At 64.3% G+C, this 26,158-nt stretch carries 28 protein-coding genes and 1 riboswitch; of the genes, 12 read left to right on the top strand and 16 right to left on the bottom strand.

Annotation, left to right across the window (positions count from 1 at the left end; translation table 11 throughout):
• The 3 genes from CH275_RS23960 to CH275_RS23950 all read right to left on the bottom strand — a co-directional run bounded on the left by CH275_RS23960 (position 1) and on the right by CH275_RS23950 (position 3,429).
• Positions 1-798: an amino acid ABC transporter ATP-binding protein gene (locus CH275_RS23960; protein ID WP_094680646.1), complete on the bottom strand. Its 798-nt coding sequence runs from the start codon at positions 796-798 to the stop codon at positions 1-3.
• Entirely contained in the window at positions 795-1,760 is a 966-nt protein-coding gene (locus CH275_RS23955; protein WP_094680647.1) for an amino acid ABC transporter permease, read from the bottom strand. Before CH275_RS23955 ends, CH275_RS23960 begins: the two co-directional genes overlap by 4 nt.
• Positions 1,761-1,876: 116 nt before the next feature.
• Positions 1,877-1,970, bottom strand: a riboswitch (SAM riboswitch).
• A 103-nt stretch (positions 1,971-2,073) separates the two neighbouring features.
• Entirely contained in the window at positions 2,074-3,429 is a 1,356-nt protein-coding gene (locus CH275_RS23950; protein ID WP_094680648.1) for an LLM class flavin-dependent oxidoreductase, read from the bottom strand.
• Between the two features lie 159 nt (positions 3,430-3,588).
• Between CH275_RS23950 and CH275_RS23945 the strand changes: the two genes are divergently transcribed.
• From CH275_RS23945 to CH275_RS23925, 5 genes are all read left to right on the top strand, one after another.
• Positions 3,589-3,957 carry a hypothetical protein gene (locus tag CH275_RS23945; protein ID WP_094680649.1) on the top strand — a complete coding sequence of 123 codons (369 nt, stop codon included), beginning with the start codon at positions 3,589-3,591 and terminating at the stop codon, positions 3,955-3,957.
• 130 nt (positions 3,958-4,087) lie between these two features.
• Entirely contained in the window at positions 4,088-4,426 is a 339-nt protein-coding gene (locus tag CH275_RS23940; protein WP_373453738.1) for a WhiB family transcriptional regulator, read from the top strand.
• A gap of 120 nt (positions 4,427-4,546) precedes the next feature.
• A complete protein-coding gene (locus tag CH275_RS23935; RefSeq protein ID WP_068053998.1) occupies positions 4,547-5,305 on the top strand; it encodes an HAD-IIA family hydrolase in 759 nt (252 codons plus the stop codon).
• Positions 5,305-6,378: an isochorismate synthase gene (locus CH275_RS23930; RefSeq protein WP_094680650.1), complete on the top strand. Its 1,074-nt coding sequence runs from the start codon at positions 5,305-5,307 to the stop codon at positions 6,376-6,378. Before CH275_RS23935 ends, CH275_RS23930 begins: the two co-directional genes overlap by 1 nt.
• A gap of 151 nt (positions 6,379-6,529) precedes the next feature.
• Positions 6,530-7,471 carry a TauD/TfdA dioxygenase family protein gene (locus tag CH275_RS23925; protein ID WP_179276311.1) on the top strand — a complete coding sequence of 314 codons (942 nt, stop codon included), beginning with the start codon at positions 6,530-6,532 and terminating at the stop codon, positions 7,469-7,471.
• Positions 7,472-7,477: 6 nt separating this feature from the next.
• Here CH275_RS23925 and CH275_RS23920 read toward each other — a convergent pair whose 3' ends face one another.
• The 4 genes from CH275_RS23920 to CH275_RS23905 are packed head-to-tail and all read right to left on the bottom strand — an operon-like array spanning position 7,478 to position 10,579.
• A complete protein-coding gene (locus CH275_RS23920) occupies positions 7,478-8,701 on the bottom strand; it encodes an O-succinylhomoserine sulfhydrylase (protein ID WP_179276312.1) in 1,224 nt (407 codons plus the stop codon).
• On the bottom strand, positions 8,698-9,111 hold the full coding sequence (locus CH275_RS23915; protein ID WP_094680651.1) for a rhodanese-like domain-containing protein: 414 nt from the start codon (positions 9,109-9,111) through the stop codon (positions 8,698-8,700). Before CH275_RS23915 ends, CH275_RS23920 begins: the two co-directional genes overlap by 4 nt.
• A gap of 45 nt (positions 9,112-9,156) precedes the next feature.
• Positions 9,157-9,684: an Rv0361 family membrane protein gene (locus CH275_RS23910; RefSeq protein WP_094617789.1), complete on the bottom strand. Its 528-nt coding sequence runs from the start codon at positions 9,682-9,684 to the stop codon at positions 9,157-9,159.
• Between the two features lie 34 nt (positions 9,685-9,718).
• Positions 9,719-10,579: a TauD/TfdA dioxygenase family protein gene (locus tag CH275_RS23905; protein WP_094680652.1), complete on the bottom strand. Its 861-nt coding sequence runs from the start codon at positions 10,577-10,579 to the stop codon at positions 9,719-9,721.
• A 296-nt stretch (positions 10,580-10,875) separates the two neighbouring features.
• Here CH275_RS23905 and CH275_RS23900 point away from each other — a divergent pair, with 296 nt between their 5' ends.
• Positions 10,876-12,261 (top strand): FAD-dependent oxidoreductase, encoded by a 1,386-nt coding sequence (locus CH275_RS23900; protein WP_094680653.1) that lies wholly within the window; start codon positions 10,876-10,878, stop codon positions 12,259-12,261.
• A gap of 69 nt (positions 12,262-12,330) precedes the next feature.
• On the opposite strand, the gene CH275_RS23895 is transcribed toward CH275_RS23900, so the two are convergent.
• Positions 12,331-13,200: an SMP-30/gluconolactonase/LRE family protein gene (locus tag CH275_RS23895; RefSeq protein ID WP_179276313.1), complete on the bottom strand. Its 870-nt coding sequence runs from the start codon at positions 13,198-13,200 to the stop codon at positions 12,331-12,333.
• 55 nt (positions 13,201-13,255) lie between these two features.
• Between CH275_RS23895 and CH275_RS23890 the strand changes: the two genes are divergently transcribed.
• Positions 13,256-14,002 (top strand): amidohydrolase family protein, encoded by a 747-nt coding sequence (locus CH275_RS23890; RefSeq protein ID WP_094680655.1) that lies wholly within the window; start codon positions 13,256-13,258, stop codon positions 14,000-14,002.
• Position 14,003: 1 nt separating this feature from the next.
• Here CH275_RS23890 and CH275_RS23885 read toward each other — a convergent pair whose 3' ends face one another.
• Entirely contained in the window at positions 14,004-14,486 is a 483-nt protein-coding gene (locus tag CH275_RS23885) for a DUF456 domain-containing protein (RefSeq protein ID WP_094680656.1), read from the bottom strand.
• Positions 14,487-14,510: 24 nt separating this feature from the next.
• On the bottom strand, positions 14,511-15,707 hold the full coding sequence (gene purT, locus CH275_RS23880; RefSeq protein WP_094680657.1) for a formate-dependent phosphoribosylglycinamide formyltransferase: 1,197 nt from the start codon (positions 15,705-15,707) through the stop codon (positions 14,511-14,513).
• Positions 15,708-15,803: 96 nt separating this feature from the next.
• Between purT and CH275_RS23875 the strand changes: the two genes are divergently transcribed.
• On the top strand, positions 15,804-16,880 hold the full coding sequence (locus CH275_RS23875; protein WP_094680658.1) for a CaiB/BaiF CoA transferase family protein: 1,077 nt from the start codon (positions 15,804-15,806) through the stop codon (positions 16,878-16,880).
• A gap of 11 nt (positions 16,881-16,891) precedes the next feature.
• Here CH275_RS23875 and yczR read toward each other — a convergent pair whose 3' ends face one another.
• Entirely contained in the window at positions 16,892-18,373 is a 1,482-nt protein-coding gene (gene yczR / locus CH275_RS23870) for a MocR-like transcription factor YczR (RefSeq protein ID WP_094680659.1), read from the bottom strand.
• 91 nt (positions 18,374-18,464) lie between these two features.
• Here yczR and CH275_RS23865 point away from each other — a divergent pair, with 91 nt between their 5' ends.
• Positions 18,465-18,989 (top strand): methylated-DNA--[protein]-cysteine S-methyltransferase, encoded by a 525-nt coding sequence (locus tag CH275_RS23865; RefSeq protein WP_094680660.1) that lies wholly within the window; start codon positions 18,465-18,467, stop codon positions 18,987-18,989.
• Positions 18,990-19,059: 70 nt separating this feature from the next.
• Here CH275_RS23865 and CH275_RS23860 read toward each other — a convergent pair whose 3' ends face one another.
• Together CH275_RS23860 and CH275_RS23855 are read right to left on the bottom strand one after the other, a co-directional pair.
• A complete protein-coding gene (locus tag CH275_RS23860; RefSeq protein WP_094680661.1) occupies positions 19,060-19,500 on the bottom strand; it encodes an LGFP repeat-containing protein in 441 nt (146 codons plus the stop codon).
• A 191-nt stretch (positions 19,501-19,691) separates the two neighbouring features.
• A complete protein-coding gene (locus CH275_RS23855) occupies positions 19,692-20,981 on the bottom strand; it encodes an adenylosuccinate synthase (RefSeq protein ID WP_094680662.1) in 1,290 nt (429 codons plus the stop codon).
• Between the two features lie 201 nt (positions 20,982-21,182).
• Here CH275_RS23855 and CH275_RS23850 point away from each other — a divergent pair, with 201 nt between their 5' ends.
• Together CH275_RS23850 and CH275_RS23845 are read left to right on the top strand one after the other, a co-directional pair.
• Positions 21,183-21,848, top strand: coding sequence for a hypothetical protein (locus CH275_RS23850; RefSeq protein ID WP_179276314.1), 666 nt, complete (start codon positions 21,183-21,185; stop codon positions 21,846-21,848).
• Complete coding sequence (locus tag CH275_RS23845) at positions 21,845-22,618, top strand: site-2 protease family protein (protein ID WP_094681087.1); 774 nt, start codon at positions 21,845-21,847, stop codon at positions 22,616-22,618. Before CH275_RS23850 ends, CH275_RS23845 begins: the two co-directional genes overlap by 4 nt.
• A 1-nt stretch (position 22,619) precedes the next feature.
• On the opposite strand, the gene CH275_RS23840 is transcribed toward CH275_RS23845, so the two are convergent.
• Entirely contained in the window at positions 22,620-23,561 is a 942-nt protein-coding gene (locus tag CH275_RS23840) for a helix-turn-helix transcriptional regulator (protein ID WP_094680663.1), read from the bottom strand.
• A 53-nt stretch (positions 23,562-23,614) separates the two neighbouring features.
• On the opposite strand from CH275_RS23840, the gene CH275_RS23835 reads away from it, so the two are divergent.
• A complete protein-coding gene (locus CH275_RS23835; RefSeq protein ID WP_094680678.1) occupies positions 23,615-24,082 on the top strand; it encodes a pyridoxamine 5'-phosphate oxidase family protein in 468 nt (155 codons plus the stop codon).
• Here CH275_RS23835 and CH275_RS23830 read toward each other — a convergent pair.
• Both CH275_RS23830 and CH275_RS23825 read right to left on the bottom strand, forming a co-directional pair.
• Positions 24,072-25,001, bottom strand: a complete 930-nt coding sequence (locus tag CH275_RS23830; RefSeq protein ID WP_094680664.1) for a cation diffusion facilitator family transporter — start codon at positions 24,999-25,001, stop codon at positions 24,072-24,074. The two genes, CH275_RS23835 and CH275_RS23830, sit on opposite strands and share 11 nt — an antisense overlap.
• An 81-nt stretch (positions 25,002-25,082) precedes the next feature.
• On the bottom strand, positions 25,083-26,150 hold the full coding sequence (locus CH275_RS23825; protein ID WP_179276367.1) for an FUSC family protein: 1,068 nt from the start codon (positions 26,148-26,150) through the stop codon (positions 25,083-25,085).
• Positions 26,151-26,158: the final 8 nt, after the last annotated feature.

Genomic DNA, 26,158 nt, shown 5'->3' with positions numbered 1-26,158 from the left:
TTACAGAACGTGGGAGAGGAAAGCTTTGGTCCGCTCGTGGTGCGGCGAATCGAGAAGAGTTGCAGGAGATCCCTGTTCGACGACGACGCCGGAATCCATGAATACGACGGTGTCGGCGATCTCGCGCGCGAAGCCCACTTCGTGCGTGACGATCACCAGCGTGGCACCATCGCGTGCAAGTCCGCGAATGACTTCGAGCACCTCGCCGACGAGCTCCGGATCGAGCGCCGAGGTGGGCTCGTCGAACAGAATCACTTTGGGGCGCAGCGCCAGTGCCCGCGCGATCGCGACTCGCTGTTGCTGGCCCCCGGAGAGCCGACGCGGGTAATCGTGCGCTTTCGCGGCAACGCCGACCCGCTCGAGCAGCGCCAGCGCTTCGGGCTCCACATCCGCACGCTTGCGCTTCTGCGCCGAAATCGGTGCCTCGATGACGTTCTCGAGTACCGTCAGGTGCGGAAACAGGTTGAAGTTCTGGAACACGAACCCGATCTGCGAACGCTGACGCAGAATCTCACGGTTGCTCAGCTCGTGCAGCTTGGTACCTCTGCGTTTGTAGCCCACCAGATCGCCGTCCACCCGCACGGTCCCCTGTTCGACTTTCTCGAGGTGATTGATGATGCGCAACAGGGTCGATTTGCCGGATCCGGACGGGCCGATGATCGCGGTGACCTCGCCGGGGCGGACGGTGAGGTCCACTCCTTTGAGCACCTCGAGGGGACCGTAGGACTTGTGCACTCCACGAACCTCCACTGCAAACTCGGTCTCTGAAGTGGACGTGGTGGCGTCGAGAGTGGTCATCGTGTTGCTCCTCGCGGGGCGAGGGTGATCTCGGCCAGCTTCTTGCGCAGCTTCTGGACGGGAGTGAGTTCGATTGTGCGCACTGCCCCCTTGGCATAGTGCCGCTCCACGTAGTACTGCACCACCGAGAGAATCGAGGTGAGAATGATGTACCAGACAGTGGCCACCATCAGCAGCGGCACCACTCGGCCGCTTCGGCCGTAGATGACCTGAACCTGGTAGAACAGCTCGGCGATGGCCATGACGGAGACGATCGACGTGCCTTTGAACAGGCTGATCACCTCGTTGGCCGCATTGGGCAAGATCCCCCGCATCGCCTGCGGAAGAATGATCTTGAAGAACTCTCGACTTTTCGGAATACCCAGTGCTGCAGACGCTTCCAGCTGTCCATGATCTACCGAGATGATACCGGCGCGGACGATCTCAGCGGAGTATGCGGCCTGATGCAGAGCGAGCCCGATGATCGCTGCCGTCGAGCCGCTGATGACGTTGTTGACGTCGAACTCGAAGAAGCTGGGTCCGAACGGAATTCCCACCGACAGGGTTTGGTAGAGATACGCGATGTTGAACCAGAACAGCAGCTGCACGATCAGGGGAATGGACCGGAACGCCCAGATATAGAACCACGAGATCACCTGCAGCACTGGGTTGTTCGACAGCCTCGCTACCGCAAGCGCGATACCGAGAGCGAAGCCGATCAGGGTTCCCCAGAACGTGAGCTGGATGGTGAGCCACAGGGCCGAGAGCACCGATTGTGCGGTGAAGTACTGGGCGAACGTGCCCCAGTCCCATCCCGGATTGGTGGCGAAGCCGTGCAGGAACTGAGCGACCACGACCAGGGTGGCGATGCTGATCACCCAACGCCACGGATGCCACTTCCTGGCGACGACGAGTTGCTCGTCCGGCAGTTCTGCGGTGTCGCTCGAACCGGTGGATTTCGGCGAGGTCTGTAGTTGCGTCACCGGAGCCGCCGGTGCGGATGGGCAGCGATCATCGCTGTGGTGCCTTTCGAAAGGGTGGACTGTGAGTACGCGAACCGGTCAGGCGGGCGTACGGATACAGGTGTTCATCAGCAGTTCCTCCATCGGTCCTGGCGGTAGCACCCACACGCCCGAGGGCGGGGTTGCTGCGACGTCGTAGAGCCAAGGTCTCTCGGTCGCTCTGGATGGTGACAGGAATGTATAGAACTTCAGATTGAAAAGTCAAGTGCGCGTGGTCTTTCGGGTTGAAATCACGATGATTTCAACCCTTGCCACGTTTCCGAACTGCCTGGTGTCAGCTGAAGGCGCCCCGGTATCGGGCAGCCGGATGCGACGCGGGCAGTCTGTCCCGGCCGGTGAGTTTGCGTCGGACGGTGCCCCGGCCGTACTCCCGTTGCGCCAGCCCGCGCTGCTGAAGAACCGGCATCAGATGTTCGATGAATTCCACGTAGCTGCCCGGGATCGTCGAGTTGATGACGTTGATCCCGTCGACGCCGGCGTCGCGCCACTGTTCGAGACGATCGGCGATGGACTCCGGCGTTCCCACCACCCGCCCGCTCCGAGTCCGCATGTGCGCCAGATCCCGAACGGTGGGTTCTCGATCGGTGATCGCCTCGCGGAGCCACGCCAACGTGCTCTGGGAGCCTTCTCCCTGCACCTGACCGATCGGGGTGTCCAGATCGTAGGAGCCCAGATCTATGCCGATCCCACCCGCAGCGTGCGCGATCATCGCCTCGTCGTCGACGTATTCGTCCAACTCCGCTTCTCTGCGTCGAGCTTCGCTCTCGGTGCTCCCGATGACGAACGACAGACCCTGGAAGAATTCGAGGTCCCCCACGGACCTACCGGCCTCGATGACCAGACGGCGCGTGTCGGCGATGAGCGAGCGCGCGGCCTCGGGTGTCGGAGACGCAATGAATTGGGCCTCGGCGTTACGCGCGGCGAAGCGTCGGCCCGTCGGAGATGAACCGGCCTGGAACAACAACGGCGTCCGCTGCGGCGATGGAGCCACGAGATGCGGGCCCTCGACGCTGTAGCGCGCGCCGACGTGATCGATCTTGTGCACCTTCGAGAAATCGCTGTGCCGACCGGATGCTTTGTCCTGCAACAGCGCTCCGTCGTCCCACGACCCTTCCCACAGCTTGTACACAACATCGACGTACTCGTCCGCCCAGGCATATCGATCCTCGTGGAGAGCCATATCTCCGAAGCCGAAGTTGCGCCAGGCGTTCGGCGACAGACTCGTCACGATGTTCCAGGCGATGCGGCCGTCCGACGCGTGATCGAGCGTGGACATCTTTCGCGCGAAGTTGAACGGATGCTCCTGCAGAATCGACGACGTCAACGCGATACCGAGATGCTCTGTCGCATAAGCGATCGCCGACGCGATCACGGTGGGATCGTTGCTGGGAATCTGCAATCCGGATTCGACGAACTTCTCCCACGAACCCTGATAGTCGTCGTACAGTCCCACGACATCGGCAAAGAATATGAAATCGAACTTGCCGCGCTCGAGTTCTTTCGCCAACGACACCCAATGCTCCAACGAGGAGAAATCGGTCTGCTCCGCCTCCGGCTTGCGCCACGCACCGTGCACGATATGAGACGTGGTGTTCATGACGAATGCGGAGAACCTGAGCGGCCGAGTCATACCGCCACCATGCCACGAATACACACGACGCGGCAGTCCACTATCGGCTGTTGCCGACCGCGTAGCCGATACCTACGAAATCGCCTGAAGACCTAGAGCTTTGCGATGAACAGCTGACCCGCCGGTACCATCGACTGCACGCAACCGAGGAGGTAAGGCTTGTTTCGCGACATGCCGCGCTATCAGCAACTGAACGCAGCGAGTGTCGTTTCTCTCGGTTCGCTGGTCGTGATCGGCACATTCCAAGCAGCCGACACGTCCGATCTGGTACGTCTGACCGCGCACGCGACCATTCTCGTGGCGGTCGTGGCGGCAATTATCCACGGGGTCAGGCACACTGCGATGAAGCCGACGTGGCTACTCCCCCGAATGACGCTGATACTGTTCGCTCTCGGCAGTCTCATGTGTGTCGTCGCAGGCGAGTACCTCCCCGCGGCGGTCGGCGCGATCCAGGCGGCATTGCTTCCGCTCTTGATGCTGGACGATCGATTGAACGCGCTCTTTCGGTACACCCCCGACGTGTCCTGAACAGGACCCTCGAATCACCCTGATTTCAACCATTGCGTCGCACCCTCGACGCGGCGAGCCTTTTCGGTAGCGAATCGTTCTGTGCGGGCTGGGTCTCGCGCAGCGTCGACGAAAGGAATGGGTCGCCACGATGCCGAACAGCTCTACCACGTCGAACAACACCGCAATCGCCATGATCGAACGCAGAATCTCCTCCGCCGCCGAATCCTGGGGCTGGCAGGTCGACGCACTCTGCCGCGGCCAGGACTCGGAGATCTTCTTCTCCCCGTCCGGCGAGGGCCGCTCGGCCCGCCGCGTACGGGAGGACCGCGCGAAGCAGGTGTGCGCTGGCTGCCGGGTCATCGAAGAGTGCCGACGATTCGCACTGGCCGCCAACGAACCGTTCGGAGTCTGGGGCGGAACGACTGCCCGCGAGCGACAACAGCACCGGGCCAACTCCCGACGTGCCGAGGAACTGCAGGCGAGTTAGCAGCAGGAGTGAAGCTTGCGGAACGACCCGATAGTTCAGGAGTGAAGCCAGCGGAACGACCCGATAGTTCACAATGGACGGGTGAGCGAAACCGAGAAGCCTCAGCAGTGGACGTACCTGATGGACATGGACGGCGTGCTCGTCCACGAGGATCACCTGATCCCCGGTGCCGACACGTTCCTCGCCGAACTGCAGGCCAACGAAATCCCGTTCATCGTACTGACCAACAATTCGATTCGTACCCCCCGTGACCTGCGCGCACGTCTCGCATTCACCGGTCTGGACATTCCGGAGAAGTCGATCTGGACCTCGGCTCTGGCCACCGCGACCTTCCTCGGCAATCAACGACCCGGTGGCAGCGCCTATGTCGTCGGCGAGTCCGGCTTGACCACCGCCCTGCACGACATCGGCTACACGCTCACCGACTCGAGCCCGGATTACGTGGTGCTCGGCGAGACCCGGACGTATTCGTTCGAGGCAATCACCACCGCCATTCGCCTCGTCGAGAAGGGCTCGCGCTTCATCGCCACCAACCCCGACGCCACCGGCCCCTCCCGTGAGGGTTCACTGCCCGCGACCGGTTCGGTGGCAGCGTTGATCACGAAGGCCACCGGCAAGGAGCCGTACTACGTGGGCAAGCCCAACGCATTGATGATGCGGTCGGCACTGCGCGCGATCGGCGGGCATTCCGAGAACACGCTGATGATCGGCGACCGGATGGACACCGACGTGCTCTCGGGCCTCGAAGCCGGACTGCAGACCATCCTGGTCCTCACCGGGATCTCGACGGTCCAGTCCGTCGAGCAGTACCCGTACCGACCGACCAAAGTTCTCGATTCCGTCGCAGACCTGGTGGGCCGCACTCAGAACCCGTTCTGATGACTCTCGAATTCGTTCTGTCCCGGCAGGATCACCACGTCGTCGGACTGGGTGTCCGGCACGCTTTTCCCGACGTCGCCGACGCGGTGGCCGCGGTCCGGGAAGGCCGAAATGTCGTCGGCGCACTCCCTTTCGACATGTCCGACGCCACCGCCCTGATCGAACCGGAGGAGTTCTACCGACTCGACGGGCCCTGGATGACAACCGATACCCTGCCGCCGCTACCGGCGGCAACCGTCGCACGACAGATTCCCGATCCGGACGTCCACGTGCAGCGAGTGCGAGATGTCGTCGAGCAATTGAAAGCCGGTGCAGCCGAGAAGATCGTGCTCGCGCGGGCCATCGAGGTGACCGCGGAATCGCCGATCGAGCCTGTCTCGGTGTTGAGCGCGTTGGTCTCCCGCGATCCGATGGGCAACGGCTTTCTGGCGAATCTGTCGCCCGCAGGTAAGACCGGCACGCACATCGTCGGCGCGAGCCCGGAACTGTTGGTTCGTAAGCGCGGCAACATCGTCAGCTGCCATCCGTTTGCCGGGACGGCTGCGCGTTCCACCGATCCCGACGAAGAAGCACGCATCTCCGCGGCGTTGGCGGCCAGCGCCAAGGATCAGGCCGAACACCGATTCGTCGTCGACGAGATCCGTGCTGCGTTGACGCCGTTCTGCGAGTCGCTGGAGGTGCCCGAGTCACCCCAGCTGAGCAGCACTCCGCAGCTGTGGCACCTGTCGACGCCGATCGTCGGCACCCTGGCCGATCCCGCGACCTCGGCGCTCGATCTCGCACTGGCGCTGCATCCCACGGCCGCCGTCGCCGGGGTTCCCCGCGCCGCGGCCATGGCTGCGATCGCAGACGTCGAGGGCTCCCGTGGCTTCTACGCCGGAGCCGTCGGGTGGACCGACGGCAGCGGCGACGGCGAATGGATGGTCACGATCCGCTGCATCGAACTCGCGGCGGACGGACTGTCCGGAACGGCCACCGCCGGCGGCGGCATCGTCGCAGATTCCGACCCCGACGCCGAACTGAACGAAACCACGGCCAAGTTCAGAACCGTGCTCAGCGTCTTCGAGCCCTGACGCAGATACGGACACTGCTACCGATCGATTGCGGCGTTGAGATCACGGTGAATCGAACTGTGTACATGACCGATCGACAATGGTCAGCTTGTTGAATTCCGCACTGCACCGGTGCAATTCGGGCAGTCTTCGACCAGCGAAAGGTATCGACATGTCGGTGGACACTCTTGTCGAGAATACGACAGCTCTGCGTGCGATCAAGATCGGTGGCAACCTCGGTGCCCGCATCGAAGGCGTGCGACTCGGCGGCGATCTCGATGCGAACACTGTCGAGTTCGTTCGGCGCGCTCTGCTCGAGCACAAGGTCATCTTCTTCAGCGGCCAGCACCACCTCGACGACGAAAGCCAGTATGCGTTCGCCGAATTGCTCGGGTCGCCGACCACCCCGCACCCCACTGTCACCTCACGTGGCACCAGAACACTGGCCATCGACTCCGAATACGGCAAGGCCAACAGCTGGCATTCGGATGTGACCTTCGTCGACCGAATCCCGAAGGCCTCCATCCTGCGTGCGGTCAGCCTCCCGGAATACGGCGGGAACACCACGTGGGCCTCACAGACCGCCGCCTACGCGCAGTTGCCGGATTCGTTGAAGGCGTTGGTGGACAACCTCTGGGCCACGCACTCGAACAACTACGACTACTCGGCGACTGCTGCAGAGAAGATTCGGAACGACAAGACCGAGGAGTACCGAAAGGAGTTCCAGTCCACTTACTTCGAGACCGAGCACCCAGTCGTCCGCGTGCACCCCGAAACCGGTGAGAAGACTCTGCTGCTCGGTCACTTCGTCAAGAACTTCATCGGATTGTCGACCAAGGAGTCGCAGACCCTGTTCGATCTCCTACAGAATCGAGTGACCAAGCTGGAGAACACTGTTCGCTGGACCTGGAGCCTGGGCGACGTGGCCATCTGGGACAACCGCGCCACCCAGCACTACGCCGTCGCAGACTGGGACGATCAGTACCGCCGCCTCGAACGCATCACCTTGGCCGGCGACGTGCCGGTACACCCCAACGGAGAGAAGAGCCGGGTGGTCGCAGGCGACGCGGCGCACTACTCCCTCATCGACAAGCCGCTACCGGTGACGCTCTGACACCGACTACTTCAGAGCCTGGTCCAGATCTCCGATCAGATCCTCGGTGTCCTCGAGGCCGATGGAAATGCGCACCACACCGTCGGTGATGCCCACTGCCGCACGGCCTTCCGGGCCCATCGCGCGGTGCGTGGTGGTGGCCGGATGAGTGATCAGTGTCTTGGAGTCGCCGAGGTTGTTGGAGATGTCGACGATACGCAACGCGTCCAGCACCTCGAAGGCGCGCTTCTTGCCCTCCCCCTCCGGTGCTTCGAGTTCGAAGGTCACGACGGTACCGCCGCCCGACATCTGCGACTTCGCCAGTGCGTACTGCGGATGTGATTGCAGGAACGGGTATTTCACCCAGCGCACCGCAGGGTGAGCTTCGAGGAACTCGGCGATCCGCAGCGCGGAATTCACCGAATGCCGCACCCGCACCGGCATCGTCTCGAGCCCTTTGAGCAGCGTCCAGGCATTGAACGGGCTCAGTGCCGGGCCGGTGTGCCGCATCAGAGTCTGCACCGGGCCTTCGATGTATTCCTTCGAGCCCAGGATCGCCCCGCCGAGTACCCGACCCTGGCCGTCGATGTGCTTGGTGCCCGAGTACACGACCACGTCGGCCCCGAGTTCCAGGCTGCGCTGCAGCAACGGCGTCGCGAAGACGTTGTCCAGCACCACCGTTGCTCCGGCAGCATGTGCCAGCTCGGAGACGCGCCGGACATCGACCAACGACTGCATCGGGTTGGACGGGGTCTCGAAGAACACCGCCGTCGTCGGCACCGACAGCGCCTGCTCCCACTGCTCGAGGTCTTCGCCGTCGACGAAGACGGTCTCGACGCCCCACCGCGGCAGAATCTCGTTGCAGACCACGAAGCAGGAGCCGAAAAGGCTACGCGCAGCGACCAATCGGTCACCGGCCTTCAGCAGTGCGCCCAATGCGGTGAACACCGCCGACATTCCGCTCGACGTCCCGAAGCATGCCTCGGCACCCTCGATCAGCCGCAGCCGCTCCTCGAACATCTTGACCGTCGGGTTGCCGTAGCGCGAGTACACGAAATGATCGATGTCGCCGGTGAACGCCTGCTCGGCCGCTCCGGCACTCTCGTACACGAAACCCGAAGAGAGATAGAGTGCTTCGGCGTTCTCGTCGAACCCGGATCGCATCAGACCGCCGCGAACTCCCAGCGTTCCCTGACCCACACCCTCGGGCAAGGGCTTGTCGAATCCGCCGCCTTTCGGAATGTTCGTCACGACTGCCTCCACGGCAACCCGACCGCACGCCAACCCGTGGCTCCGCGATGACCGTCGGCATCGGTGGCACCTTCGAAACCGTCGAGCACGTTGTAGGACGGACCGATTCCTGCAGCCGTCGCGGCTTCGGCAGCACCGATGGATCGCTGACCGGAGCGGCACAGGAACACCACCGGTCGATCGCCATCCACGCCTGCGGCTTTCAAGTCCTCGACGAAGTTCGTGTTCCGGGCACCGTCGGGGAAGCTGACCCATTCGATCAAGTGCGTGGGGCGGTCGATTCCGGACGTGTCAGGCACTCCGACGTACTGCCACTCGGCGCGCGTCCGAACGTCCACGAGCACGGCCTCGGGGTTGCTCTGCAACAACTCCCAGGCAGCTTCCGGGGTTATGTCACCTGCGTAGGTCACTTGATCAGCCTTCCGTCACTCGCTGTTTCGACATCACACACGCCATCACACATTGCACACCAGCCACTTGTCGTCGACGCGGACGAACTTCCACTGATCGTCGGTCTGCACTCCGGATTTCTCTTCCTTCAGCGGGACCTTCACCACACCGCGGTCGCCGTTGACCTCGTACTCCGACGGCACCCCGTCGATGGACGTCTCGCCGTTGCGCTCGACCTCGCCTGCTCGATCGGTTCGGTACTGCGCGTCGTCGCCGGGAACGAGGAGCGCAACCTGGTCGAAGCAGGTGTTCTCGCGCAACAGATCCGCATCGCCGGTGTTCTGTGCTTCGAGGAATCCGTCGACGGCGTCGGTGAGCAGCTGCGCCTGCGTCACGTTGTTCTCGGCGGGGGCGAACTTCGACGCTGCGAAGATGCCGACGAGCAGAACCACGACGATGCCCGCGGCGATGATGAACGGCCACGCGTTCGGTGGACGCTGCTCACCGGAGTCGGCAGCGGCCTTCGACGCGTTGTTTCGCGCTTCCTCACGACTGTCGACCCACTGCTGCCTACGTTCACTCCACGACGCCATGCGGCCAATCTTCCTCGATCCGACGGGCCGGGCACTATCGGGGTCCGACGGGAATGTCTCCTCGCAACGTGATGCGGTGCATCTTGCGATGCTCGGTGCCGTAGTCGCGATTGGCGTAGTGCGAGGTGCTGCGGTTGTCCCACAGCACCAGATCGCCCAGCCGCCAGCGGTGCCGCACGATGTGTTCGGGCTTGGTCAGGTGCGCGTACAGCAGATCCAGGATGCCGCGACTCTCGGCCTCCGACACCCCCACGATGTGCGAGGTGAAACCCGGATTGACGAAGAGCCCCTTGCGGCCGGTTTCCGGATGGACCCGCACGACGGGATGTTCGACGGGAACCAGCGCGGTGACTTCCTTGCCGTCCCACACATTCCCTTTTCCGCCGCGCTTCTGCGCGAGGTAGTAACCGAATTCGCGGTTGCCGTCGTGAATCGCCGTCAGCCCGTCGATCATTCGGCGAACGGGTGCGGACAGCGACTCGTAGGCGAGCTGACTGTCGGCCCAGTTGGTGTCGCCGCCGTGCGGTGGCAGGACGACGGGCCGCAGGATCGAGCCCATCGGCGGACGTTCCATGAACGTGACGTCGGTGTGCCAGACGTCGGCGAAACCGTTGTCCTGACTGTCGAGCGCGTAGACCTCGGGAGCGACGTGGCCGCTGTCGTGTACCGGGTGGCCGGCCGTGAGGTCGCCGAGACGACGGCCGAATTCGACGTGTGCCGCGTCGTCGAGCGTCTGCCCGCGCAGCACCAGAACCTTGTGGTCGACGAGCGCTCGGCGTACGGCATGAATCTGAGCATCGGACGCCGACGCGACGTCGAGCCCGATGACCTCGGCTCCGAACGACGGGCCGAGCTTGTCGAGCGTGAGAGTGGCGGTCTGTTCCAGGGTGGTCATGTGTCCTCGAATCCGTGCACGGCAGGGCGCTGATCTGCGGCAACGCTGCCGTCGAGAGAGGGGTCCCGTCCTGTTCAGGGAGGGGAAGGGCGTCGGGTCAGGTCACCGACAACACATGTTGGTGCAGGTACGACAGAAGTCGACGGTGAACCGTCGAACCAGGTATGTCGTGCGCACAGAGCAATTCCTACCGGAAACCGGGAAATCCGGCAAGTTTGCCCACTGCCCCAGCTCAGGTTGTCCTTAATTTATGCTGGGGTGTCCGCACTTCCCTCGAAGAAGGTAGCTCGCTGCACATGACTGATCAGACTCGTCCACTCCGCGTCGCCATCGTCGGTGCCGGACCGGCCGGCATCTATGCCGCCGACGCGCTCATGAAGTCCGACCACAATGTCAGCGGACCGGGCGTGAGCATCGACCTCTTCGAGCGCATGCCTGCACCGTTCGGGCTGATCCGCTACGGCGTGGCCCCGGACCACCCGCGCATCAAGGGCATCATCACCGCACTGCACAAGGTGCTCGACAAGCCGCAGGTTCGCCTGCTCGGCAACATCGACTACGGCACCGACATCACCCTCGACGACCTGCGCCGCTTCTACGACGCCGTCATCTTCTCCACCGGTGCCAACGCGGACCGCGCGCTGAACATCCCCGGCATCGACCTCGAGGGCAGCTACGGCGCCGCCGACTTCGTGTCCTGGTACGACGGCCACCCGGACGTGCCGCGCACCTGGCCGCTCGAGGCCGAGAAGGTCGCCGTCCTCGGCGTCGGAAACGTCGCTCTCGACGTCGCACGCGTCCTCGCCAAGACCGGCGACGAACTGCTGCCCACCGAAATCCCGGCCAACGTCTACGAGGGCCTCAAGGCGAACAAGGCCATCGAGGTGCACGTGTTCGGCCGCCGCGGACCGGCTCAGGCAAAGTTCACCCCGTTGGAGCTACGCGAGCTCGACCATTCCCCCAACATCGAGGTCATCGTCTCCCCCGAGGACATCGACTACGACGAGGGCTCGGAGCAGGCCCGCCGCAGCTCCAAGCAGATCGACATGGTTGCCAACACCCTGCAGGACTGGGCCATCCGCGACGTCGGCAGCCGCCCGCACAAGCTGTTCCTGCACTTCTTCGAGTCGCCAAGCGAGGTACTCGGTGAGGACGGCAAGGTCGTGGGTCTGCGCACCGAGCGCACCGAGCTCGACGGCACCGGCAACGTCAAGGGCACCGGCAAGTACAACGACTGGGACGTCCAGGCCGTCTACCGCGCCGTCGGCTACCTCAGCCAGAACATCAGCCAGCTCCCGTTCGACGAGCAGGCAGGCACCATCCCCAACGAGGCCGGACGCGTCGTCGAATCCCCGTCCTCGACCACCCCCGTTCCCGCCACGTACGTCACCGGCTGGATCAAGCGCGGACCCGTCGGCCTCATCGGTCACACCAAGGGCGACGCGAACGAGACGGTCGCCAACCTGCTCGAGGATGCACCGAGCTTCGTCGGTGCGGCCGAGCCTGATCTGGATGCCGTCACATCGTTCCTCGAAGGCAAGCAGGTTCCCTTCACCACCTGGGACGGCTGGTACCGCCTCGACGCGCACGAGCGTTCACTCGGTGAGCCCGAGGGCCGCGAGCGCGTGAAGGTCGTCGAGCGTGAGGACATGCTGAAGGCTTCCGAGCCCGACAAGGCCTGAGCGGCTGCGCCGCATGTGCACGAAACTTCGTAGCCCACTACGAAGTTTCGTGCACATGCGCGAAGCGCTCTACACCCGAACAGACAACAACTTGCCCTCTGTCTCGATTTTGCGTTGATGCTCGTTGAAATCCGGTGCAGCGCAGACGAACAGCGTGCGGCCGTCGGATCCGCCGAGTCCGCAGGCGAAGACCCCGAGATCGAAATCGAGCTGCTGGAGGATCTCCCCGCCCTGTGCAACGTGCAGCACTCGCTGCCCGAGCGCGTCGGCGATCCACATCGTGCCGTCGGTGTCGATGCAGCATCCGTCGGCGGCCACCTTCACCTCGCCCAGGGCCGTCGCCATATCTGTCGACGACGGTAGTTCGCCGAACGTCGCCCAGTCACGCCGCTCCCCCAGAGAACCGTCCTCGGCGATGTCGAAGGCACTGACCCGGTTGCCGACCGTCTCGTCCACCAGCAGTTCGCCCGACGCGGTGAATGCCATCCCGTTGGGGAAGTACAGATCCGAGGCCACGACGTGCGCAGAACCGTCGGGGTCCACGCGAATAAGATCGGCCGTCTCGACGGGGGCGAAGTTCATCAGATCGAACCCGAAGTTCCCGATGTACGCGCGGCCCTGCGCGTCCACGAGCATGTCGTTGAGGTTCGCGGACACGTACGTCGACAGATCGGCATGCACCGTCAGCGAGCCGTCGTGCTCGCGCAGCAGCAGCTTGTGGTCGCGCATCGACACGATCAGCAGTCGGCCGTCGGGCAACCAACCCAGGCCCGACGGCTGATTGGGTACCTCGGCTTCGACTCGCACATCGGACCCGTCCTCGAGAGCGGACAGGACACGGTGGGAGTAGAAGTCCGATACCCAGACCCTCCCCTCGTGCCAACGTGGACATTCGAAGTAGGTGTATCCGTCGAGAACGACAGTGGTCTCCGGTTTCATGTTTCGAATTCAAACACCGAGCACGGTGGCCGCGACGCCGAATGCGTGAGCTGGCATGCTGGGAGCCGTGTTCGACGCCCACCTACACATCATCGACCCGAAGTTTCCGCTCATCGAGAACCACGGTTTCCTGCCCGATCCGTACACCGTCTCGAACTACCTCTACGACGTCGACGGGCTCGGCATCACCGGCGGCGCGGTGATCTCGGGATCGTTCCAGGGCACCGATCAGACCTATCTGATGGCAGCACTGGAGACTCTGGGACGCGGCTGGGTGGGCGTGACTCAGATCGATCCGGAATGCTCCGACGAGGACATCGTCGCGCTGCACGACGCAGGCGTACGCGGAATGCGATTCAACCTCAAGCGCGGCGAGACCGACGTTCAGATGCTCACCACGCAGGCACGTCGCGTGCACGAATTGGTCGGATGGCACGCCGAGCTGTACGTCGATGCGTCCCTGCTGCTCTCGCTCGAACCCATCCTCGCGAAGTTGCCGGCGGTCAGCATCGATCACCTGGGCTTGTCCACTCAGGGGTTGCCGTACCTTCTGAACCTCGTCGACCGCGGAGTACGCGTCAAGGCAACCGGATTCGGTCGAGTGGATCTCGACATCGCCGACACGCTGCAGCAGATCCATCGAGTCAACCCCGCGGCGTTGATGTTCGGCACCGATCTACCGGGCACCCGAGCCCCACGTCCGTTCTCGGAGACCGACCTCGACATCATCACCCACGCTGTCGGTGGCGACCTCCCTGCCGTGCTCGACGGCAATGCCCGGGCTTGGTATCGCGTCTCCTGATCTATACGAGCACGGCTCCCCCGAGCCACACCGCCGAGGCGAGCAACGCACCGAACAGTTCCACCAGTATGGAGAGCCCGGCGGCCTTGGTGGCGTGCACGGTCGATCGCCAGGCCTCGGAATGGTTTCGGTGCCTGGGTACTTCGGCGACGTAGACCCCTGCGATGAACCCGATGAACAGCCCGACGACGGGGATGACGAAAAATCCGACGATGCCGAGTAGACCGCCGATCATCAGCGATCGCATCGGCACACCCGCTTCCCGCATGCGCCGACCCGGCCACGTGTACTTCACGACGCCGCTGAGTACCAGCAGCACCGTCGCGACCGCGAACACCGTCCAGGCGGCTGCTCCACCGGTGAGCCACGCCCAGACAGCGACGGCAGCGAAGATCAGGATGGTGCCGGGCAGAATGGGAACGACGATACCGACGAGGCCGACCAGAATCACCAGGCCGACCAGTATTTCTCCGAGCGCGCTCATGAGCTCAGTGTGCCCTGTGCCGGGTCAGACGACAGGACGAACCTTTCCTGCTGCCTCGCGTGCTCGGCTTCGTGCCGTCTCGATGTCCGACGCCGTCGACACCGCGACGCCCATCCGACGCCTGACGAAGCTCGTCGGCTTGCCGAACAGGCGCAGGTCGGTCTCGGCAACCGCCAACGCATCGGCGACGCCTTCGAAGGAAACGCCGTCCGCATCCACGCCGCCGTAGATCACCGCCGACGCACCGGGTGAGAGCAGCGCCGTGTCGATCGGCAGACCGAGCACGGCGCGGGCATGGAGCTCGAACTCCGAGAACCGTTGCGTACGAAGCGTTACCAGGCCGGTATCGTGTGGCCGCGGACTGACCTCGGAGAAATACACGTTGTCGCCCTGGACGAACAGCTCGACGCCGAACAATCCGCTCCCACCCAGTGCCGTCGTGATTCGCTCGGCAACATCGCGCGCACCGGCCAGGGCCGCGTCGGACATCGGTTGCGGCTGCCAGGATTCGACGTAGTCACCGGACTCCTGCAGGTGGCCGATCGGCTCGCAGAACGCTGTTCCATCCACCCCGCGCACAGTCAGAAGAGTTATCTCGTAATCGAAATCGACGAATCCCTCGACGATGACACGGCCGAGATCGACGCGGCCACCCTTCAACGCGTACTCCCACGCGGCCTCGACATCGTCCTCGCTGCGCACGACGGACTGCCCTTTGCCCGACGACGACATGACGGGCTTGATGACGGCAGGGAAACCAATGGTGGACAATGCTTCTCGAACCTGGCCCAGCGAATCGGCAAAGGCATAGGGCGACGTCGGCAGCCCGAGCTCCTCGGCAGCCAGACGCCTGATGCCCTCACGGTTCATCGTCAACTGCGTCGCCCGTGCCGTCGGAATGATCACCGTCCGGCCCCTGGCTTCCACCTCGGCCAACGCGTCCGTCGCAATGGCCTCGATCTCCGGGACAACGAAGTCCGGCTGCTGCGAATCGATCAGCGCCAGAAGCTCTTCGGGGTTGCTCATGTCGATCGTGAATGCATGATGCGCCACCTGGTGGCCAGGGGCATTGTCGTAGCGATCGACGGCGATCACCTCGACGCCGAGGCGCTGGAACGCGATGATCACCTCTTTGCCCAGCTCACCCGAGCCGAGCAGCATCACCCGGGTCGCCCCTGGAGTGAGCGGAGTACCGATACGGACGGGTTCTGGGGCAGTCACAGCCTTATTATCCACACCCACATTACTTGGACGACCTAGTACAGGTTAGTCTCCTGTCACAATCGCAGCGCACAACGTCGGAACGAGGCAAATTACGTGTCGAACACTGGTGGACCGCTCGCAGGGCTCCGCGTCGTCGAACTCGCAGGCATCGGGCCCGGCCCGCACGCCGCACTGCTCCTGGCCGACCTCGGCGCGGACGTCGTTCGCATCCAACGCGCCGGGCAGGTCTCTCCGCACGACCATCAACTGCGCAGTCGCACCATCGTCGAGGCGAACCTCAAGGACCCCGCCGACATCGAGAAGGTTCTCGGCCTCGTCGAGCGCGCCGACGTGCTGATCGAGGGATTCCGCCCCGGTGTCACCGAGCGACTCGGACTCGGACCCGACGACGCCTTGGCCCGCAACCCGCGCTTGGTCTACGGCCGCATGACCGGCTGGGGCCAGGAAGGCCCCTGGGCACAGACCGCAGGCCACGACATCAACTACATCTCCGTCACCGGCGTCCTCAACGCCATCGGCCGTGCGGGAGAGCGCCCGGTGCCGCCGCTGAACATGGTCGGCGACTTCGGTGGCGGCTCGATGTTCCTCGTCTTCGGCATCATGGCGGCGCTCTACGAGCGACAGAACTCCGGGCAGGGCCAGGTGGTCGACGCGGCCATGGTCGACGGCACGGCCGCACTCTCGCACATGATCTGGTCGTGGCGCGGAGTCGGAGCGTGGAGCGACGACCGCGGCACCAACCTGCTCGACACCGGCGCGCCGTTCTACGACACCTACGAGACCTCCGACGGCCAGTACATGGCAGTCGGCTCGCTCGAGCCGCAGTTCTACGCTCAGCTGCTCACCGGACTCGGCCTCTCCGATACGGATCTGCCATCGCAGATGGACAAGTCGCGTTGGCCGGAACTGCGCGAGAAGTTCACCTCGACATTCCTGTCGAAGACCCGCGACGAATGGGCCGCGATCTTCGACGGCACCGACGCCTGCGTATCGCCGGTCCTCACCTTCGCCGAAGCTCCGAACCACCCGCACATGAAGGATCGCGACTCACTCATCGACGTCGGCGGCGTCACGCAACACCGTCCGGCACCGCGATTCTCCCGCACCGAAAACGGAGTTCCGACGCCACCGCCGTCCACCGCCACCGACATCGCGTCGGTCTGGGTGTAACCGCCTGCGCGTCAGAACACCAGAGCCGGCTGTTCCGATTCGGCGCTGGGGGCGAGTGCTCGGTACGCCCCGGCCGTTGCGGCGACAGCGGCCCGAAGCTCTTGCGGCTCACGGGTGTACGGCAACCTGAGATAGCGCTCGAACGCACCCTCGACGCCGAATCGCGGTCCTGCCGCCAGCACCGCTCCGAATGCCGGAGCGGTGGCGGCGAGTGCACTCGACACCGGTGCAGGCAGCTGCAACCACAGCGACATACCGCCCTCGGAGCGGCGATAGCGCCAGTCCGGAAGATGCTCGGCCAGAGCGTCCTCGAGTACGTCACGACGTTCACGCAGTTGCGATCGGCGGAGCTCGAGTGCGGGTTCGGCGTCCTGCAGCAAGAACGACGACGCCAACTGATCCATGATCGACGTGCCGAGGTCGTGCGCCGCCCGCGAACCTGCGAGCTGGGATACCAGCGACGGGTGCGCCCTGATCCACCCGATGCGCAGTCCGCCCCAGAACGACTTGGACGCCGAGCCGATCGTGACGATGTCGGAGCCCGAGACCCGTCCGAACGACGCGACCGGTGGTGGCGGCGGGGCGTCGAGCCACAGGTCCACCATCGTCTCGTCGACGATGAGCGTCATGCGAGTGTCACGGGTGATGCGCGCGAGTTCGGCCCGGCCCTCGGCGTCCAGCACCTGCCCGGTCGGATTGTGAAAGTCCGGAATCAGGTACGCGACCTTGGCGGCCGTTTGCCGTGCGGCACTGCGAATTCCGTCGAGATCCCAGTCGCCGTCCGCGGGACGAACCGGCACCGGCACCGGCCGCGCGCCGACGCGTCGGATGGCCTCGAGCGCGTTGGGATAGGTCGGGTGATCGATCAGCACCCGATCACCGGGTGACGTCAACGTGCCCAGCAAGAGCCGAACTGCTTGCTGCGCACCGGATGTGACCATGATCTGATCCGCGGTCGTCGGTAGGCCACGCTCGACGAATCGCTGCGCGATGGCCTCCCGCAACACCGCCAAGCCGATGGGCTCCATTCCGTGCGTCGGCAGGTACGTCGGAAGTGCTTGCAGTGCAGACTCGTACGCGGCCGTCATGGTTCCGTCGGCGGCCGACATGGCAGCGTGAGACATGTCCACCACCGGACCCGACGTCGACGTCGACTGGATCAGCAGTCCGTTCGGGGTGGGGGCCGCAGGCAGCGCGACGGTACTGCGCGAACCCTGCTTGCTGATCAGATAGCCCTCGTCACGCAGCACCGAATAGGAGGAGGTGATGGTGGTGCGGCTCAAATCGAGTGCGGCCGACAGATCGCGCTCACTGGGCAGACCGACACCCAACGGAATCCGACCGTCGTGAATGAGGAGTCGAACGCCGTCCGCCAACGCGCGATACGTCGGACGCGACGCCTTGCGCCGGCCGGGTCCATCGGAGGAGGCGTCAGCGCGCCAGCTACCGAGATCGCGGGCCAGTGACGTTGCGTTGAGAACTCTCGAGGCCATGTTCTCCAGTATTGGCCCACTGGCATCGAACATTCAAGTCCATTCGGTCGTCTACTGGACTGCTCCCCGACCTCGGGTGGATACTGGACCCATGCCGAGCTGCACGCTCTTCGACACCGCCATCGGTCGCTGCGGTATCGCCTGGACCGACGACGGAGTAGCCGCGGTTGCGCTGCCCGAACCGTCGGACGAGGCAATGATCGACTACCTGACCGGCTTCGGTGCGGCAGAAGGGCCGGTCGACGCACTGGCCGCCGATGCCATCGACCGGATCACCGGACTCCTCGACGGCCGTGCCGTCGACTTGAGGCCGATACCGCTGGTGCTCGACGTTTCGGAGTTCGATGCGTCGGTGTACACCGTGTGCAGCGACATCCCTCGGGGCGCGACACTCACCTACGGCGACATCGCTCGCAGACTCGGCCATCCCGGTGCGGCGCAAGCGGTCGGCGGTGCACTCGGCCGCAACCCGGTGCCGATCATCGTTCCGTGCCACCGTGTGCTCGGTGCAGGCAGCGAAGTCGGCGGCTTCTCCGCGCCGGGTGGAGCGAACACCAAACAACGAATTCTTGGCATAGAAGGCGTACCGGGATTCGACGAGCCCACATTGTTCTGAATCAGAGCGCGGCGTTTATTCCGACCGTTCGACCGAATAAACCGCCGAAAACAGGGAGCAGAATTGTATTTCAGGCCGAAATTCCCAGTTCGGAAATAGGACCGTCGACCGCCGAGACCGATACAGCTTCCGGACCGGGGCTGACATCCGATTCCTCGCCCCGACCACCGATGGTGAACGCACCCACATCGGGCAGCCATCCGATGGCCCCGCGCTGGAAAAGGTTGTATCTGCCGGAGCCCGTCGGCGTCGGACGCTCGTTGCTGATCGGATAGCCAAGTGCCCCATAGGGTCCGCCGTGACCGAGGTACCAATCGAGTATGGGACCGTGCACCTCGTGCGCGCCACCTTCGGGAAGAGCGAACACAGTGGCATGGGTGAATTCGAGCATTCCGCCGCCCTCGGGACCGAGCATGAATTCACCGGCTTGAGCGCCGATCCAGGGATGTTCGTAAGTGAACCGATCGTATTGGTAGCTGAAAACTTCCAACCCGTTGTAATTTTCGGTCATCGCTGGAACCTCCGTCGCTTTACCTGAACCGATTATCCACGTCGGCGAGCAGATATGCAGCTCGATTCGGACATATATGTGGGATGCCGCAGAATTCGCTCTGTCTCGACCAGGCCTCACACACATGCGAAAGCCCCGAGGCTGGACGCCTCGGGGCTTTCGCATGTGGCAAGTTGCGTACCGCAGATTTCCTACCGCAGGATGTCCCGTCGAACGATGGTTTCGTCGCGACCCGGTCCGACGCCGATGCACGACATGTACGCGCCCGAGAGCTCTTCGAGACGCAGGACGTAGTTCTGCGCGTTGATGGGCAGTTCCTCGAACGTGCGGGCGCCGGAGATGTCTTCCCACCAACCGGGCATCTCTTCGTAGATCGGCTTCGCGTGATGGAAACCGGTCTGCGTCATCGGCATCTCGTCGTGCCGAACGCCGTCGACGTCGTACGCGACACAGATCGGCACCGTGTCCAGGCTGGACAGGACGTCGAGTTTGGTCAGGAAGTAGTCGGTGATGCCGTTGACGCGCGTGGCGTATCGCGCGATGACGGCGTCGAACCAGCCGGTGCGCCGTGCACGCCCGGTCGTCACGCCCACCTCGCCGCCCTGCTTGGCCAGGTACTCGCCGTGATTGTCGAACAGCTCCGTCGGGAACGGTCCCGAGCCGACACGCGTCGTGTACGCCTTCAGGATGCCGAGGACGGTCCCGATCTTGTTGGGGCCGATGCCGGAACCGACCGACGCGCCGCCCGCCGTCGGGTTCGAGGACGTGACGTAGGGGTACGTGCCGTGGTCGACGTCGAGCAGTGTGCCCTGCGAGCCCTCGAGCAGAATCGTCTCGCCGCGCTCGAGCGCCAGGTTCAACTGCAGCCTGGTATCGGTGATGCGATGCTTGAAGCCCTCGGCCTGCTCGAGCACCTCGTCGACCACCTGCTGCGAATCCAGTGCGCGCCGGTTGTAGATCTTCGAGAGCACCTGGTTCTTGAATTCCAGTGCGGCCTCGACCTTTTGGGTCAGGATCTTCTCGTCGAGCACATCCGCGGCCCGAACACCGACACGGGCGATCTTGTCCTGGTAGCACGGCCCGATTCCGCGCCCGGTGGTACCGATCTTCTTGGCCCCGAGGAAACGCTCGGTCACCTTGTCGATGGCTACGTGGTACGGCATGATCAGGTGCGCATCGGCACTGAGCAGCAGGTTCGAGGTGTCCACGCCGCGCTTCTCGAGGCCGTCGAGCTCGGTGAGGAGCACTCCCGGATCGACGACGACGCCATTGCCGATGACGTTCTTCACGCCCGGCGTGAGGATTCCCGACGGGATCAGGTGCAGAGCGAACTTGTCGCCGTTCGGCAGGACCACGGTGTGGCCGGCATTGTTACCGCCCTGGTAGCGCACCACCCACTGAAGTCGTTCGCCGAAAAGGTCGGTGGCTTTGCCTTTGCCCTCGTCGCCCCACTGGGCGCCGATCAGGACTATCGCCGGCATGTGCTCTCCTACGTTGCATTCGTGCGAGGACGTGCTGCAGATTTGCTCGAACGGACGCAGCAGTCACCATTTGTCGCAGGCGCGACAGTGGCCGGGAGAACAGTCTAGCCGAGCCGGTGAGCTGGCCCGCATGCCGCTACGGTGGAGTCGAAACGAGGGCACTATGGTCGCCTGAGGGTTCGACGAAGATCTAGGAGCGCCGTGACACCGTTCGTTCTGCACTGCGGGAACCCGCCGCTGCCGATCACGCTGACCGACGTCCCACTGCGCAGCGCCGACGCCGTACCGACCGACGACGACTGCAGCGGGATCTTCTCCGACATCGAATCGGTCCCTGCCCCCCGCATCATCGTCCTGGGCGACGATGCCTCCCTGGCCGCCGTGCTGACCCGACTGATGCGCACCGACCGCCTGCACGTCGAACTCGCTTTCGTGCCCGACACGGCCACCGACGCAGCGCACATCTACAAACTCGGCACCGGATCACGCGCCGCGAAAGTGGCACTGACAGGCTCGGCGTCGGGCACTCCCCTCATTCGCGACGACGCGGGCAAGGCGGTGGTCGGCCGGGCACTTCTCGGCGGGGCCGACGGAGCCGAACTCGAGGGCGAGGCCTACGTCGACGACACTCGCCTGTTCTCCGGCGTCGTACCCGGCGTCGAGGTGGCACCGACCGCGGAACTGCCCGGCCTTCGTGCGCGCGTGATCAGCCGACGACGTCTTCTACCCCGCCGCTGGGTGAGCGGGCGCGCAATGCAACTCGGTTCCCCTGCCGCGAACCTGATGCGCGACGGCATCGCCGGCGACCGAACGGTGAAGAGATCGACGTTCTACCGGCACCATCAGGAGTGGTTGCTGGTCCGATGACCGTTCCCTTGCGTCGCAGTCCCGTCCTGCCGAGCCCGGTCTTCGTCGCCGTTCTCGCCGTCGCAGGAGTGGGCGGCGCAGTGGCGTGGACAGCCGAGGACGTCACGTCCACCGCTGCACGCCTCGGGGTGTTCGTTCTGGTACTGGCCGGCTGGATCGCCTCGGTGTGCCTGCACGAATTCGGTCACGCGTTCACCGCGTTTCGCGCCGGGGATCGCGAGGTCGAGCTCCGCGGCTACCTGACGCTCAACCCGCTGAAGTACACCCACCCGTTGCTCTCGATCGTCTTGCCGGTCGTATTCATCGCGATCGGCGGAATCGGACTGCCGGGCGGTGCCGTATATCTGCGCACCGGCCAGTTCTCGGCATCGACGCAGCGGCGCATCGCCCTCGCCGGTCCGTTCGCCAATGCCGTTCTCGCCGTGTTACTTCTGATCGTCATTCGCGTGTTCGGCACGGACGGGACCCATCAGGCCTTCTGGTACGGGCTCAGCTTCCTGGCCTTCCTGCAGATCATGGCCACGATCCTCAACCTGATTCCGGTGCCGGGACTCGACGGATACGCCGCACTCGAACCCTCGCTCTCGCCCGCCACCCGTGCATCGATGAACCAGTTCAAGGGCTACGGAATCCTCGTTCTCGTGGCATTGCTGTTCGTGCCGGCAGTCAATTCGGCATTCTTCGGGGCGATCTACACCCTCTTCGGATTGTCCGGTGTTCCCGAGTTCTTCGCCGGCAACGGTAACTTCCTGATGCGATTCTGGCTGTGACTCAACTGTTCTCGCTCACGATGCTCGCCGCGACATCACGCAGCGATCGTCGCAGCGAAGCCGGCCCCAGCACACTGACTCCCCCGCCGAGCGCGATCAGCTGAGCGAGTGCGACCTCCTCGCTCTCGAGCATCAACTCCACCTCGGTCCAGCCGTCACTGTCGGCCGTGCCCAGATCCGGCGTGGCCGCGACTCCGATCACCCGAGGCAGGGCACGCACTGCGTTGTCGGACAATCGGACTCGACAGGGGAACCTCAGCAACGACCGATCGAACTCCACCATCGACGCATCCCACCACTGCGCGAGGTCGAACCCGACCGGCCGAAGCACGTCGGTAGCCTGCTCCACCACGCTCTCGATCCGGTCGACCCGAAACGACAGGATGCGCGCACCGCGAGTGGCCACCAAGTACCAGACCGACGCCTTCACCACCAGGCCGAGTGGCCCGACGACCCGGCTCCCCCCGCGGTAACGGATCTCGATCTCCCGACCACCGAGCACCGTCCGCGCCAAGACGGGCACCAACTCGTTCGCAACGGGCGCGGTGAACCAACCGGGAACATCGACGTGCACACGCTCACGCCACAGCTGCGCGCTCGCCCGGAGCGAGACCGGCAGCGCGCCGAGGAGCTTGCTCTCGGCAGCGGCGGTGGCGTCGGACAAGCCGAGGTCGGCCGCAACCGACGGCATACCGAGCAGCATCAGCGCCGACGTTTCGGTACCGGTCATGCCGGTCAGTTTCGACTGCCACCCGTCGAGCAATCGGATGCCGCCGCCGGGGCCGGGTTCGGTCCACAGCGGCACGCCCGCGGCCCCGAGCGCGCCGATGTCGCGGTAGATCGTGCGTACCGATACCTCGACCTCGTCCGCAAGGGACTGCGCGGTCGCCTGTCGCCCCTCTTGGAGCAACAACATGATCCGAAGCAACCGTGCGGAACGCATCTGCCCGATATTACTGACACACGATGTCAGTGATGGGGGTCGATACTCGCAACATGACGACGTGGAAAGACTTCTCGACAACCGCCCCGAACCTCGCATCGGCCGTACAGGCCAGATTCACCGCTCACAAACACCATGTGCTCGCGACGCTCCGCGCGGACGGCTCACCGCGGGTGAGCGGCACCGAGGTCGAGTTCGACGACAGTGGCGTCCTGCGCCTCGGTTCGATGCTCGGTGCCGTCAAGGCACGGGATCTGCAGCGCGACGGACGATTCGCGCTGCACAGCAATCCAGGGCATCACTCGATGGAGGGCGGGGATGCGAAGATCGGCGGTCGAGCCGTCGAAATCACCGATCCGGCTGCGCTGCAACCGATATTCGACGCTGCACCGGGCGAACTGGTGCCGTATCACGTGTTCGATCTCGACATCACCGAGGTCGTCCTGACGTCACTGGTGGACGATCACATGCAGATCGACGTGTGGCGTCCGGGCTTCGAGATACGCACGGTCACCAGGTGAGCTCTTCCTTGCAGGTCCGGCCGTGCGCGGTCGGTTCGACCTGAACCGTGGCGTGGTCGAGGCCGTAGGTGGACAACAGAGATCTGGCCCGGTCGAGCACCATCGACGACGACCCATCGCATTCGAGATGCACAGTGGCCACGTCCATTCCGGTGGTCAGCGTCCACACGTGCAGGTCGTGCACCCCCGTCACCCCCGGTAGCGCCGTCAGGTCGCCGGTCAACGCATCGACGTCGACGTGCCCTGGACTCGCCTGAGTGAGAATGCGCAGAGCCGAGCCGGCGAGCTTGATTGCGCGCGGGATCACCCACAGGGAGATCAGGACACCGACGACGATGTCGGCCCAGGTCCACTGAAACACGACCATCAGAACGCCTGCGACGAGCACCCCGACACTGCCGACTGCGTCGGCCAGAACTTCCATGTAGGCACCGCGCACTGCCAGGGAGTCCTTGGCATCGGCGCGAATGAGCAGCATGACGACGACATTGGCCGCGAGACCGGCTGTCGCAGTGAGGATGAGCGGTACGCCGGGGATTTCGGGAGCATCGCCGATGCGAGAGACCGCCTCGTACATGATGAACGCCGCGACACCCAGCAGTAGAACTGCATTCGCGATGGCAGTGAGCACCTCGGCCCGGTGCCAACCGAAAGTCCTTGCCGCGGCGGCACTTCCCTTGCGGGCCAGCAGAAGCGCGACCAACCCCATGGACATGCCGAGCACGTCGGTGAGCATGTGGCCTGCATCGGCGAGCAGACCGAGCGAACCGATGGCCACGGCCACGGTGGCCTCGACGACGAGGAACACCACCAGAATCGCCAACGCCACGACCATCTTGCGAATGCGGGCCTTGGGCGGCCCCACACCTGTGGACGAGTGACCGCCCACCCCGTGACTGTGCCCGTGACCCGCGCCCATGACTCCCCCTCGCTACCGATACCGACTTCCGGGAGTCACCATATGCGTACATACGCATATGTGCAATGGTGTGCGCTCAGGTCATTCCTCCGGCGGGACGTGCGGATGCTTCACCGTCGGCGGAAGCGTCGCCAACGCAGAAATACGCTTGAGGCCGGCGACCTGCAGCAAGTCGACGATGATCGACCGCAACTGCGCCAACACCACCGTCGCCGACAGGCCGGCGTTGGAGATCAACTCCGGCTTGGCACCGGCCGCGACCGACCGCAGCACTCGTGCTGCCTCCGCCGCATCCGGCTTCTGCCCCGGATCGGCGAGAATCATCTGCCGCAACACCTCCACGGCATGCGCCAGCTTCTCCACCTCGTCGACGACGCGCGGATCGAGAATCTCGTCGTCTCGTACCAGCGTCAGCGATCGCCGAGCGAGCACCCGGATGTTGCGGACGGCATTGTCGATCGGATCGGCCGTCGCCGCGAGGGCCGCCAGGCGATTGCGGTGATTCCAGTACATCGGCGAGATCCGGGCAATTTCCCGGCCTCCCTTGAGGTCGGTCCGCAGAGCATCGATACCCGACTGCGTTGCACGCGCCTTACGCAACGCCTCCTCGATCGGTTTGGGATCGTTCGCCACCAAACCGTCGGCTACCTTCTGCAGCACACTTGCAGCCGTCGCCAACACGCTCGCCGCATCCTTGCGTGCACGCCACACCGGATGTGTCGGAATCAACGCCACGATCGCGATGCCCACCAGACCGCCGACCAACGCGTCGACCATGCGGTTGGGGCCACCCATGTTGCCCGGCGGGATCAGGGTCGCCACCAGAACCGCGGACGATCCGGCCTGCATCGCGATGATCGGACCGCCGTCGAGGAACACCGCGGCCGACATCGCCAACACGACCACCAACGCGATCTGCCACGGCCCGCTACCGATCAGCGAGATGAGCAGATCGCCGACGCCGATGCCCACCGTCACTCCGACGACGAGCTCCGCCGATCGGCGCAGGCGAGCTCCGAGCGATACGCCCAGCGAGACGACCGCGGCGATCGGTGCGAAGAACGGGCTCTCGTGACCGACGATGTCCGTCGCGACGAACCACGCCACACCTGCCGCCAACGCGCACTGAATGATGGGCAGCAGCGACAACTTCAACC

Source organism: Rhodococcus sp. 06-235-1A (assembly GCF_002258785.1).
Lineage (GTDB): Bacteria > Actinomycetota > Actinomycetes > Mycobacteriales > Mycobacteriaceae > Rhodococcoides.
The sequence above is the reverse complement of the archived record's forward strand: the minus strand, read 5'-3'. Positions and strand labels throughout refer to the sequence as shown.